Below are 12,450 nucleotides of genomic sequence, written 5' to 3' on the forward strand. Positions count from 1 at the left end.
ACGAGGTTCTGCTGGAGGCGGTGTGCTACCCGGACGTGCAGGCGACCCCCGCTAGAAGTGGTAAACCCTAGTGCTCAATGACTTCATCAATCAGTTCTGGCCGGCAACGATCGACGGCCTGGCCTTCGGCTCGATCTACGCCCTGATCGCGCTCGGTTACACGATGGTGTACGGCGTGCTGCGGCTGATCAACTTCGCGCATTCCGAAGTTTTCATGATCGGCACCTTCGGTGCGATGTTCGTACCGTTCGTGCTCGGCATCAACTCGCCCCTCACGGGCATCGCGCTCGTCGGCCTCATCCTGGCGATGATCCTGGCCGGCATGCTCGCCTCGGCGGGCACCGCGGTGGCGCTGGAGCGAATCGCCTACCGGCCGCTGCGCCAGCGCGGCGCGTCCCGGCTGGCGGCGCTGATCTCGGCCATCGGCGCCTCGATCTTCCTGCAGGAGCTCTTCGCGCTCCTGGTGATCCCGAACGTCTTCAACCGTCCCGAGCAGGGCAGGATCCAGATGGGTCTGCCCCGCATCATGGAGCGGACCGAGCTTTTCTCGATCTTCGGTTTCCCGGTCCGGGTCGACCAGATCTTCGTCATCGTCGCCGCCATCGGCATGATGATCGCGCTGGACGCCCTGGTGAACCGGACGAAGATCGGCCGGGGTATTCGCGCCACCGCGCAGAACCCCGAGGCGGCCGTCCTGATGGGTGTCGACATCAACAGGATCGTTCGGATGACCTTCCTCATCGGCGGCAGCATGGCCGGTGTGGCGGGTGCGCTCTATCTGATCTCGTACGAGAACACGAACTACTACATCGGATTCCTCTTCGGTATCAAGGCGTTCACCGCGGCGGTCCTGGGCGGCATCGGTAACCTGCGCGGCGCCCTGGTCGGCGGAATCACGCTCGGGCTGGTGGAGAACTACGGGGCCATCTTCTTCGGCTCCGACTGGAAGCACGTGATCTCCTTCACCATCCTCGTCTTGGTCCTGATGTTCCGCCCCACCGGAATTCTCGGTGAATCACTTCAGCAGGCGCGCGCATGAACCAGAAGAATTCCCTGGCAGGCTTCCGCAACGGTCTTGGCCGCTTCGGTGACGTCATGCACGATCGCTGGCAGACCACTCCCGGCTGGCAGCGCTGGATCCTTTACCTGGTCCTGATCGTCGGCGCGCTGCTGCTGCCCTCGGAGAGCCTCGCCCCCTTCATGTCGCCCTACACCGACTGGGCGAGCATCCTGTTCTTCCCGATCGGGACGTACGTGGTCCTGGCGATCGGCCTGAACGTGGTGGTCGGCCAGGCGGGCCTGCTCGACCTGGGCTTCGTCGCGTTCTACGCGGTCGGCGGCTACGCGATGGCGCTGATCGGCACCCGGCTGGGCTGGAACTTCTGGATCATCCTGCTGGTCGGCATCGGGATCTGCGCCCTGTCGGGCATCACGCTGGGCGCTCCGACGCTGCGACTGCGCGGCGACTATCTGGCGATCGTCACGCTGGGCTTCGGTGAGATCATTCGCATCACCGCCCGCAACACCGACGAGATCGGCGGCCCGAACGGCATCCGCGGCATCCCGCACCCGCCGAGCTACGAGGACCTGCACCTGTTCGGGATCAGCATCCCCAACGTGTTCGGGGTCGATCCGCTCAAGTACGGCGTGCTGGACCCGCGGCCCTACTACTACCTGCTGGTCGCGCTGGCCGTCATCGTGATCATCCTGGTGAAGCGCTGGGAGAAGAGCCGGGTCGGGCGCGCCTGGGCGGCGATCCGCGAGGACGAGGACGCGGCCGAGGTCATGGGCGTGCCGACGTTCCGCTTCAAGATGCTCGCCTTCGCCATCGGCGCCTCCATCGGTGGCGCGATGGGCGTGCTGTGGGCGGCGAAGGCCATCTCGATCAACCCGAACGACTTCCAGTTCCTGCTGTCGGCGACGATCCTGGCCGCGGTGGTCATGGGCGGCGCGGGCAACCTGCCGGGTGTCATGCTGGGCGCCTTCGTGGTGGCGTGGCTGCCCGAGCGGTTCCGCGGCCTGCAGGAGTACCGCATGCTGATCTTCGGTGCGGTGCTCGTGGCGCTGATGATCTTCCGTCCGGAGGGTCTGCTGCCATCGCGCCAACGCAAGGCGGAGCTGAAAGAGGGGTCAGGCGGGATGGGTACGCTCGGAGCCGAGGTTCCCGGGCCCGAGTCGCAGGGTGAGGAGGTGGCTTCCAAGTGAGCGCCGAAGTGAACCCGGCCGAGGTGAACCCGGCCGGTACGACCCCCAAGGCGGTCCAGGCGGAGCGCGGCGGTCGCGTCATGCTGGAGCTGAAGAACCTCGTCATGCGGTTCGGCGGTGTCACGGCACTGCGTGAGGTCAACCTGACCATCAACGAAGGCGAGATCTTCGCTCTCATCGGCCCGAACGGCGCAGGAAAGACCACGGTCTTCAACGTGGTGACCGGCGTCTACCAGCCGACCGAGGGCGAGGTCCGCTTCCTGGACGACAAGATCAGCGGCGTCAAGCGCTTCAAGATCACCAAGCGGGGCATCGCCCGCACGTTCCAGAACATCCGGCTGTTCCACAACATGACGGCCATCGAGAACGTCATGGTGGGCGCGGACGCGCACCACAAATCGGGCATGGTCAGCGTGGCGCTGGGGCTTCCCTGGCACCGCCGGGCCGAGAAGGACGGGCGCAAGCTCGCGATGGAGCTGCTCGACTTCGTCGGCATCTCGCACCGCGCCAACGAGCACGCCAAGAATCTGCCCTACGGTGACCAGCGCCGTCTGGAGATCGCCCGCGCGCTCGCGACCAACCCGAAGCTGCTGCTGCTGGACGAGCCCGCCGCCGGTATGAACCCGGCGGAGAAGGTGGCGCTGCAGCAGCTGATCCGGGACATCCGCGACGTGGGCCGGACGATTCTGATCATCGAGCACGACATGAGCCTCATCATGGGCATCAGTGACCGCATCGCGGTGCTGGACTTCGGCCAGAAGATCGCCGATGGCCTGCCGGACGAGGTGCGGACCGACCCCCGGGTCGTCGAGGCGTATTTGGGGGCTCCCGCCGATGCTTCTTGAGGTCAAGGACATTCGTGTCCACTACGGAAAGATCGAGGCGCTCAAGGGCATCTCGGTCGAGGTGAACGAGGGCGAGATCGTCACGCTCATCGGGGCGAACGGGGCGGGCAAGACCACGACCCTGAAGACGATCTCGGGCCTGCGCGGCCTGTCGTCGGGGAGCATCACCTTCGACGGCAAGGACATCAGCAAGATGCCCGGCCACAAGCGGGTCCTCGCGGGCCTGGGGCAGGCGCCCGAAGGCCGGGGAGTGTTCCCCGGCATGACGGTGCACGACAACCTGCTCATGGGCGCGTACACCCGCTCGGGTGATTTCAGCGCCGACCTGGCCGAGGTCTACGAGCTGTTCCCCCGCCTGGCGGAGCGCAGGACCCAGATGGGCGGCACGATGTCCGGCGGCGAGCAGCAGATGCTCGCCATCGGCCGCGCGCTGATGGCCAAGCCCAAGGTGCTGCTGCTGGACGAGCCGTCGATGGGCCTGGCGCCGCTGCTGGTGCAGCAGATCTTCGAGATCATCGAGGAGATCAACCGCCGCGGCACCACGGTGCTGCTGGTGGAGCAGAACGCCCAGCAGGCGCTGAAGCTGGCTCACCGCGCCTACGTCCTGGAGACCGGCAAGGTGGTCAAGAGCGCGCCCGCGGACGAGCTGCTCAACGACCCCGCCGTGCAGGCCGCCTACCTGGGCGGCGGCGTGGCGCACGACCTGGAGGCGGAGGCGGCCCAGGCCGCCGCCGCTTCGGAGGCCCCGGCCACCGCTCCGGAGGAGAGCCGGGACGTTCCGCCGGGAGAGCGGGCCTGATCCCGTGCCCCAGCGGCTTTCACGGCATCGTGGCAGGTGACGGGCCCGTCGCGCGCGAGCGCGCGGGCCCGTTCGCGCCGGTACGGGAGCCGGCGCCGAAAGCCCCCGAGGGCGCCCCGGAACGCCCCCGGACGGCGCCGGGCGCGGCTCAGGGCAGCGGTACCTGCATGCCGTCGGTGCTGCCGGTCACCCCGAGGGGCGGGTCGCCGAACAGCCGGATCGCCGAGACCTTCGCCTCCTTGGGGATGTCGTACCAGAGGTCCATCTCGACCCTGACCTGGGCGCCGAGCGGGAGCTCGTCGGGCTGCCGCTTGGTGGCCTGCGCGAACCTGTCGATCGCGTAGGTGGCGCCGTCGGCGGCGACGAGCCTCTGCCGCTTGGCGTCGAAGCGGGCGTTGGTGCGGCCGGGGTTCTCCACGAGGATCCGCACGACCACGTACTGGCCCTTGGCCTGCCACTCGGCGTGGCTGCCGAAGAAGCCGCTCAGGCCCTTCTGCAGGCCGAGCACCTGGAACCGGGTGTCGCCGTCGGTGACCGGCGCGGCCTTGACGGGGTTCTCGCCCGGCCGCACCGGGCGCGGCGGGAGCTCGTAGGTCGGGGTGGGCGTGGCCGGGGGAGGGGCGGAACCCGCCGGGGGCGTCCCGGAGCAGCCGGACAGGACGGCGGCGGCGAGGGCGGCACCGGTGAGCAGAACCAGGGGATCACGCACATCCGGCAACGTAACCGAGGTAGATCCTGAAGTTCAACGACTCCCCCCGATAGCGGTTGACGATCCGGCAAGTGCCGGCGCCGCGATCCGCGCGGGGGCAGGGTATTGAACAGAAAACTCCCGACGCGGTTGTTGTCCGAATTGTGTCGTACTAGTGATCTGCATGATTATGCAGGTGATGAAGCATGACCTGCACTGAGGTATCCATACAAGAAGCGACATTGACCGTAAGGAGGCCTTCGTGGGCCTGAGTTTTGTTTCCCGTCGTGCGATGGCGGTGGGCGCCATGGTCGTCGCCGGTGCGCTCGGCCTTTCGGCCTGCGGTAGTGGCGAGTCCACCTCCGCCAGCCCCAGCGATGGTGCCTCGGCAAGCGCTCCCGCGGCTGCGGGCCCCAAGCTCGTCACCCCCGGCAAGCTGACCACCTGCACCAACCTCCCGTACGAGCCCTTCCAGTTCAAGGAGGGCGACAAGGTCGTCGGCTTCGACGTGGACATCGTCGACCTGGCCGCCAAGAAGCTCGGCCTGACGCAGGAGATCGTCGACATCGACTTCGCCGTCATCAAGAGCGGCGCCGCGATGGCCACGAACAAGTGTGACGTCGCCGCCGCCGGTATGACGATCACCGAGGAGCGCAAGGCCAACATCGACTTCTCCGAGCCCTACTTCGACGCCACGCAGGCTCTGCTGGCCAAGAAGGGGACCGGCATCAAGACCCTCGACGAGGTGAAGGCGAAGGGCCTCAAGCTCGGCGCCCAGGCCTCCACCACGGGCCTCGACTACGTCAAGGGGAAGGGGCTCGACCCGAAGGAGTTCGCCGACTCTCCCAAGGAGCTGCTCGGCCTGCAGTCCGGCCAGGTCGACGTGATCGTCCAGGACCTCCCGGTCGTCCTGACCTGGCTGAAGAAGCCCGAGATCGCCGACAAGTTCGAGCTGCTCGCCAGCCTCGACACCGGTGAGCAGTACGGCGTCGGCCTGAAGAAGGGCTCCGACCCGATCCTGCTCAAGGCGATCAACGACTCGATCGCCGAGGCCAAGGCCGACGGCACCTACGAGCAGATCTTCGTCAAGTGGTTCGGCAAGAAGCCCGGAGAGCTCGGTTAATCGATGACCGACCAGCCAACGACGACAGAGCCCGCTCCCGCCGGGGGCACCCCCGGCGGGAGCGGGCTCAGTCCCCGCAAGAGGCAGCAGATCAGCAGGACCGTCCAGTACGTCGTGCTGGCGGCCGTGGTGGTCTTCCTCGCCCTGCGCATCGAGTGGGGCAAGCTCGGCGAGAACTTCACCAAGCCCGAGGTCGCGGCGGAGATGCTGCCCGACCTGTTCACGGTCGCGCTGAAGAACACGATCATCTACTCGGTCGGCGGCTTCGTCTTCGCCTTCCTGTTCGGCCTGCTCTTCGCGCTGATGCGGATGTCGTCCGTGCGGCCCTACCGGTGGATCGCGGTCGCCTACATCGAGATCTTCCGCGGCCTGCCCGCGCTGCTGATCTTCCTGCTCATCCTGTTCCTGCCGCTGGCCCTTCCGGGCTTCGAGGTGCCGGGCGGCACGTACGGGCAGGGCATCCTGGGCCTGGCGATCGTCGGCTCGGCCTACATGGCCGAGACGCTCCGCGCCGGGCTCCAGGCGGTGCCCAAGGGACAGATGGAGGCGGCGCGCTCGCTGGGCATGTCGTACACGCGGGCCATGGTCAGCATCGTCATCCCGCAGGCTCTGCGCATCGTCATCCCGCCGACGACCAACCAGTTCGTGTCCCTTCTCAAGGACTCCTCGCTGGTGCTGTTCCTCGGCGTCTCCGGTGACTACGTCGAACTCACCAAGTTCGGCAACGACACGGCCTCGACCTTTGCCAACGCCACGCCCATCCTGGTCGTAGGCGTGACGTATCTACTGGTCACCATCCCGCTGGGCTACCTCGCGTCCCGGCTGGAGCGGCAACAGGTGAGGGGACGGTGACAGTGACTCCGACGACTCCGGGCGCTCCGGCGGCCCACGCGGTCGAGATCCGTGACCTGCACAAGTACTTCGGGAAGAACGAGGTCCTCCGGGGCATCGACTTCGCCGTCGACCCCGGCCAGGTGGTCTGCGTCATCGGCCCCTCGGGGTCGGGCAAGTCCACGCTGCTGCGCTGCGTGAACCTGCTGGAGCAGCCCACGTCGGGCAAGGTCGTCGTCAACGGCGTGGAGCTGACCCACCGCGACGTCGACATCGACGCCGCCCGCCGCGGCGTCGGCATGGTCTTCCAGCAGTTCAACCTGTTCCCGCACATGACCGTCCTGCAGAACGTGATGATCTCGCAGCGCCGGGTGCTGAAGCGGGGCAAGGCGGAGGCCGAGCGGATCGCCAGGGAGAACCTGGACAAGGTCGGCATCGGAGAGAAGTGCGACGCCTTCCCCGCACAGCTCTCCGGCGGGCAGCAGCAGCGCGTGGCCATCGCCAGGGCACTGGCGATGAGCCCGGCGCTGATGCTCTTCGACGAGCCCACCTCGGCGCTCGACCCCGAGCTCGTCGGTGACGTGCTCACGGTCATGCGCAAGCTCGCCGAGGAGGGGATGACCATGCTCGTGGTCACCCACGAGATGGCGTTCGCCCGTGACGTGGCCGACCGGGTCGTGTTCATGGACGGCGGCGTCATCGTGGAGGACGGCGCCCCGGAGCAGGTGATCAGCGCTCCGCAGCACGAGCGCACGAAGACCTTCCTGCGCCGCGTGCTCGACCCCACGCACACGGACCTCTGACGCGCACCACCATCTGGGTTCCCGCGGCCCGCGCCCGCCCGGCGCGGGCCGTTGTCGCGCTCCGGGCCCTTGTGCGCCCCCGGGGCGTGCCGGAGTCCTACGGAGCCGTACACAGCCGTACAGGGGCGCCCAAGGTCATCCGGGTTCGTGCGCGAGATGCCACCGGGGCCGTGCGCGCGGGGACGGGGTGCCGGAGCTCACGGGTGGACGGCGTGTCACGGGGCCGGGCGTGGACGGGGCGCCGCGGGTCCGCACGGTGGATGTTGGACGGGGCGCCGGAAGGCCGGACGGGGTATGGGAAGGCGGGACGGGGAGGAGCCGGACGGATCCCGGCCGGCTCGCGAGCCCCTGGGCGTGGCGAGCCCGGCGAGCCCGGGGGAGGCCTTTGGCGCCGTACGGAGCTTCCCCGACCCCGCACGTTTTCTACTCGGCCCCCCCACGGGCGTCGCCGTCACCCACGGTAGCGGACGCGTCGCCCGGGGAAGGCAAAAAGGCGGTCCGAATATGATCGAGGCCGAGATGTGATCGGACGATCAGCGGATGTGATCAGGCGGAATCGGGCGCGGCCATGGGTGGCCGGGTGCCGTCGGATGTGGCCGGGTGTGCCCAGGCGTGGTCAGCCGGGTGTGGTCAGACGTCGCGGAGCATGCACGTGAGGCGCGAGGTGCACACCCGGCGGCCCTGCTCGTCGACGATCTCGATGTCGTAGGTGGCGAGCGTACGGCCGCCGTGGATCCTGGTGGCCACCCCTGTGACCAGCCCGGACGTGGCCGAGCGGTGGTGGGTGGCGTTGATCTCGATGCCCATGGCGATCCGCCCGGGACCCGCGTGGATGGCCGCGCCCGTCGAGCCCAGGGTCTCCGCCAGCACACATGACGCGCCGCCGTGCAGCAGGCCGTAGGGTTGAATGTTGCCCTCGACCGGCATCGTGCCGACGACCCTCTCGGGGGTGGCCTCGGTGATCATGATGCCCATCCGGTCCACCAGCGTGTTCCTGTGCGAGGCGCCGAGCGCCTCCTCGATCCGCCGCCGGGAGGCTTCGTCGGGGTCTGTCACGGTCAAGGGGAAGTCTCCTGTCGTGCGAGGCCAGGTTTTCTGTCGCACCAGGAGACTAGGCTTTCGTTGTGCCGAAGAGCGAAGCGACCCCCACTCGTCCGTGTCTCCTGCTGCTGGATGGGCATTCACTGGCCTATCGGGCGTTCTATGCCCTGCCGGAGGAGAATTTCTCCACCACCACAGGTCAGACGACCAACGCGGTCTACGGTTTCACCTCGATGCTGGTCAACGTGCTCCGCGACGAGCGGCCGACCCACGTGGCGGTCTGCTTCGACCGCTCCGAGCCGACGTTCCGCCACGAGGAATACGCCGACTACAAGGCGAACCGGAGCGCGAGCCCCGACAGTTTCCGCAGTCAGATGAGCCTGATCCACGAGGTGCTCGACGCGTTGCGCGTGCCGCACCTGTCGCTGTCCGGATACGAGGCCGACGACCTGATAGCCACCCTGGCCACCCGCGCCGCGGACCAGGACATGAACGTGCTGATCGTCACCGGTGACCGCGACGCGCTGCAGCTCGTCGACGAGCGGATCACCGTGCTGATGACCCGCGTCGGCATCAGCAACATGACCCGGTTCACCCCCGAGGCGGTGCTGGAGAAGTACGAGCTCACCCCGGCGCAGTATCCCGACTTCGCGGCCATCCGCGGCGACTCCAGCGACAACCTGAAGAACATCCCCGGCGTGGGCGAGAAGACCGCGGCCAAGTGGATCCGCGAGTTCGGCTCGCTGGAGGAGCTGGTCAACCGCGTCGACGAGGTCAAGGGCAAGGTCGGCGACAAGCTCCGCGACCACCTCGACCAGGTGCTGATGAACCGGCGCCTGACCCAGCTGATCCGCGACGTGCCGCTGGAGCGCGAGGTCACGACCCTGGAGATCGGCGCGGCCGACCGCGAGGAGATCAACAAGATCCTCGACACGCTGGAGTTCCGCGGCGAGATCCGCGACCGGCTGTTCAAGACGATCGGCTCTCCCGAGGCCGAGGCGGAGGAGGGCTTCGAGGTCGAGGTCGTCACCCTGGGCCCCGACGAGGTGGCCCCGTGGCTGCGCGCGCTGCCCGAGGGCCGCGTGGGCCTGGCCTTCAAGGGCGCGTACGGCAGCGGCACCGGCCGCGTCGACAGCATCGCCATCGCGGTGGCCGGAGCGGGAGCCGGCGCGGAGGCGGGGCGGGCGGCGCGGGGCGGCCCCGGCGCCGCGTTCATCGACCCGACCACGCTGACCGAGGCCGACGAGGCGGCCCTGCGCGAGTGGCTGGCCGACGTGTCGAGGCCCAAGGCCGTGCACGACGCCAAGGGCCCGATGCTGGCGCTGTGGGCGCAGGGCATGGAGCTGCGCGGCCTCACCTGTGACACCGCGCTGGCCGCCTACCTGGCGATGCCGGGGCAGCGCTCGTTCCCGCTGGAGGACCTCGTACGGGCCTACCTGCGGCGCGAGCTGCGCAGCGAGGCCGACAACGGCGGCCAGGCCAGCCTCTTCGACGACCAGGACGACGACGGCGCCCGCGACCTGGCGCTGCGGGCGCTGGCGGTCGGCGAGCTCGCCGACGCGCTGGAGACGTTCCTGGAGCCGCTGGGCGGTATCCACCTCATGCGCGACGTGGAGCTGCCGCTCGTCACCGTGCTGGCCGAGCTGGAGCGGGTCGGCATCGCCGCCGACAGGGAGCATCTCAGCGGTCTGGAGGCCGAGTTCGGCGCCGCGGTCAAGCAGGCCGTCGAGGCGGCGCACGCGTCCGTGGAGGGCGAGCAGTTCAACCTGGGCTCGCCCAAGCAGCTCCAGGAGATCCTGTTCGTCAGGCTCAACCTGCCCAAGACGAAGAAGACCAAGACGGGCTACACCACCGACGCCTCCGCGCTGGCCTGGCTCGCCGCCCAGACCGAGCACGAGCTGCCGACGATCATGCTGCGCCACCGCGACCAGGCCAAGCTGAAGGTCACGGTCGAGGGCCTGATCAAGGAGATCGCCGACGACGGCCGCATCCACACCACGTTCAACCAGATCATCGCGGTCACCGGGCGGCTCAGCTCGGAGAAGCCCAACCTGCAGAACATCCCGATCCGCACCGCCGAGGGCCGCCGCATCCGGCAGGGCTTCGTGGTCGGCAAGGGCTTCGAGACCCTGCTGACCGCCGACTACAGCCAGATCGAGCTGCGCGTCATGGCCCACCTGTCCGGGGACGAGGCGCTCATCGCGTCCTTCGAGTCCGGGCACGACTTCCACATGGCCACCGCGGCCCGGGTCTTCGACGTCGCGCCGGAGAAGGTCACCGGGGAGATGCGGGCCAAGATCAAGGCGATGAACTACGGCCTCGCCTACGGCCTGTCCGACTTCGGGCTGTCGGAGCAGCTCAGCATCCCGGTCTCCGAGGCACGGGCGCTCAAGGAGGAATACTTCGAGGAGTTCGGCGGCGTCCGCGACTTCCTCAACGCGATCGTCGCTCAGGCCAGGAACGACGGCTACACCGAGACCATCCTCGGCCGCCGCCGCTATCTGCCCGACCTCAACAGCGACAACCGCCAGCGCCGCGAGATCGCCGAGCGGATGGCGCTCAACGCGCCCATCCAGGGGTCCGCGGCCGACATCATCAAGGTCGCCATGCTCAACGTGCAGAGCGCGCTGAAGGAGGCGGCTCTCGGCTCCCGGATGCTGCTGCAGGTCCACGACGAGCTCGTGTTCGAGGTGGCCCCCGGCGAGCTGGAGACCCTGCGGGAGCTGGTCACCGACCGCATGAACGCCGCGTACTCCCTGCGCGTCCCGCTGGCCGTCTCGGTGGGCGTCGGCCGCACCTGGGAGGACGCCGGGCACTGACCCGGGCACTGAGGGCCGCCGGAGGCGCCGGCGGGCCCGTCCGGGACGTGCGCTCCCGGGCGGGCGGAGACCCTCTCCGGAAGGCCGCCACCGGCTGATTGGCCGGGCCTGTCCGAGTCTGTTCTAGGCTGGTGATCCAAGCCGGAAAGCTCGATGGGCACGGGAGTTTTGTGCGGAGACCAATCCCCCTGACGCAGATCATCATGCTGGCCAACGTGGTGGTCGTCGCGGTGGCGGTGGTGGTGCTCATGGTGCTCCCGCCGGCCTCCGCGCCGCCCGGCACGGCCAGGCCGGGCGCGTCGGCGGGCAGCCCGTCCCCGCCGCCGTCCGCGTCCCCCTCGCCGATGCCCGACCTGCCCTCGGCCGAGCTGCCGCCGCCGATCACCGCCTCGGCGGAGTTCGCGCGGCAGGTGAAGGCCAACGAGGCCGGAGCGGTCCCGATCCTGATGTACCACCGGATCACCCGCAAGAGGCTGGCGTCGATCGACCGCACCCCCGCCCAGGTGCGCAAGGAGCTGGAGAGGCTCGCCAGGGACGGCTACGTGCCGGTCACCGCGCGGGAGTTCGCCACCCGGAAGATGGACATCCCGGCGGGCAAGTATCCGGTCGTGCTGACCTTCGACGACGGCCATCCCAGCCACTTCGCCCTCGACGCGGACGGCACCCCGGCCAAGGACACCGCGGTCGGCATCATCTACCAGGTCGCCGCGAAGTATCCCGGCTTCCGGCCCGTCGCCACCTTCTGGGTCAACCGGCACCCGTTCGGCCTGCGCGAGGAGAAGGACCAGGAGCGGGCCGTGCGGTGGCTGGCCTCGCGGGGCTTCGAGGTGGCCAACCACACCTGGAGCCATCCCCACCTGCCAGGCCTGCCCAAGAAGAAGATCGCCGAGCAACTCGCCCGGGTCGAGCGGCTGCTGAAGAGGCTCGGCGTTCCCCCCTCCGAGACCCTGGCGCTGCCGTTCGGCGCGATGCCCCGCAAAAGATCTACCGCGCAGTCGGGAAAGTGGCACGGCGTGTCCTACAGGTTCAAGGGCGTCTTCCTGGCCGGTGCCGAGCCGTCGGTCTCGCCGTTCGTCAAGGATTACGACTGGCGCGCGATCCAGCGGATCCAGAGCAACGGCAGGAAGGGGGAGTGCCGCAAGTGGTGTTCCGAGTACTGGCTCGGATGGCTGAACAAGCACCCCCGCGAGCGCTACACGGCCGACGGCGATCCCGACCGGATCTCCGTCCCGCGCGGGCTTCGAAGTGGTATTGGGGCGGACTGGAAGCAGAAGATCAACGCCTATTAAGCGAGAT

11 protein-coding genes are annotated in these 12,450 nt (G+C 68.6%); 9 read left to right on the plus strand and 2 right to left on the minus strand.

From position 1 onward, the window contains the following. Window positions 1-70 precede the first annotated feature (70 nt). Genes ACSDR0_RS14680 through ACSDR0_RS14695 form a run of 4 tightly spaced genes read left to right on the plus strand, consistent with a single transcriptional unit; the run spans window position 71 to window position 3,849 of the window. Window positions 71-1,039, plus strand: coding sequence for a branched-chain amino acid ABC transporter permease (locus ACSDR0_RS14680; RefSeq protein ID WP_435289341.1), 969 nt, complete (start codon window positions 71-73; stop codon window positions 1,037-1,039). Next, window positions 1,036-2,205 carry a branched-chain amino acid ABC transporter permease gene (locus ACSDR0_RS14685; RefSeq protein ID WP_435289342.1) on the plus strand — a complete coding sequence of 390 codons (1,170 nt, stop codon included), beginning with the start codon at window positions 1,036-1,038 and terminating at the stop codon, window positions 2,203-2,205. The genes ACSDR0_RS14680 and ACSDR0_RS14685 overlap by 4 nt, the downstream gene beginning before the upstream one ends. Then, on the plus strand, window positions 2,202-3,050 hold the full coding sequence (locus ACSDR0_RS14690) for an ABC transporter ATP-binding protein (protein WP_435289343.1): 849 nt from the start codon (window positions 2,202-2,204) through the stop codon (window positions 3,048-3,050). The genes ACSDR0_RS14685 and ACSDR0_RS14690 overlap by 4 nt, the downstream gene beginning before the upstream one ends. Beyond that, window positions 3,040-3,849, plus strand: a complete 810-nt coding sequence (locus tag ACSDR0_RS14695; protein WP_435289344.1) for an ABC transporter ATP-binding protein — start codon at window positions 3,040-3,042, stop codon at window positions 3,847-3,849. Before ACSDR0_RS14690 ends, ACSDR0_RS14695 begins: the two co-directional genes overlap by 11 nt. A 148-nt stretch (window positions 3,850-3,997) precedes the next feature. Here the strand turns inward: ACSDR0_RS14695 and ACSDR0_RS14700 are convergent, their stop codons facing one another. Further along, on the minus strand, window positions 3,998-4,558 hold the full coding sequence (locus ACSDR0_RS14700; protein ID WP_435289345.1) for a DUF4352 domain-containing protein: 561 nt from the start codon (window positions 4,556-4,558) through the stop codon (window positions 3,998-4,000). Between the two features lie 241 nt (window positions 4,559-4,799). Here ACSDR0_RS14700 and ACSDR0_RS14705 point away from each other — a divergent pair, with 241 nt between their 5' ends. Genes ACSDR0_RS14705 through ACSDR0_RS14715 form a run of 3 tightly spaced genes read left to right on the plus strand, consistent with a single transcriptional unit; the run spans window position 4,800 to window position 7,294 of the window. After that, complete coding sequence (locus ACSDR0_RS14705; protein WP_435289346.1) at window positions 4,800-5,660, plus strand: ABC transporter substrate-binding protein; 861 nt, start codon at window positions 4,800-4,802, stop codon at window positions 5,658-5,660. A gap of 3 nt (window positions 5,661-5,663) precedes the next feature. Continuing rightward, on the plus strand, window positions 5,664-6,512 hold the full coding sequence (locus ACSDR0_RS14710; protein ID WP_435289347.1) for an amino acid ABC transporter permease: 849 nt from the start codon (window positions 5,664-5,666) through the stop codon (window positions 6,510-6,512). A gap of 2 nt (window positions 6,513-6,514) precedes the next feature. After that, window positions 6,515-7,294 (plus strand): amino acid ABC transporter ATP-binding protein, encoded by a 780-nt coding sequence (locus ACSDR0_RS14715; protein ID WP_435289462.1) that lies wholly within the window; start codon window positions 6,515-6,517, stop codon window positions 7,292-7,294. A 630-nt stretch (window positions 7,295-7,924) separates the two neighbouring features. Here the strand turns inward: ACSDR0_RS14715 and ACSDR0_RS14720 are convergent. Further along, window positions 7,925-8,269 carry a PaaI family thioesterase gene (locus ACSDR0_RS14720; protein WP_435289463.1) on the minus strand — a complete coding sequence of 115 codons (345 nt, stop codon included), beginning with the start codon at window positions 8,267-8,269 and terminating at the stop codon, window positions 7,925-7,927. 149 nt (window positions 8,270-8,418) lie between these two features. Here ACSDR0_RS14720 and polA point away from each other — a divergent pair, with 149 nt between their 5' ends. Together polA and ACSDR0_RS14730 are read left to right on the plus strand one after the other, a co-directional pair. Beyond that, window positions 8,419-11,154 (plus strand): DNA polymerase I, encoded by a 2,736-nt coding sequence (gene polA / locus ACSDR0_RS14725; RefSeq protein WP_435289348.1) that lies wholly within the window; start codon window positions 8,419-8,421, stop codon window positions 11,152-11,154. A 170-nt stretch (window positions 11,155-11,324) separates the two neighbouring features. After that, window positions 11,325-12,443: a polysaccharide deacetylase family protein gene (locus tag ACSDR0_RS14730; RefSeq protein ID WP_435289349.1), complete on the plus strand. Its 1,119-nt coding sequence runs from the start codon at window positions 11,325-11,327 to the stop codon at window positions 12,441-12,443. Window positions 12,444-12,450 lie beyond the last annotated feature (7 nt).

The organism is Streptosporangium sp. G11 (assembly GCF_051192615.1).
Classification (GTDB): domain Bacteria; phylum Actinomycetota; class Actinomycetes; order Streptosporangiales; family Streptosporangiaceae; genus Streptosporangium.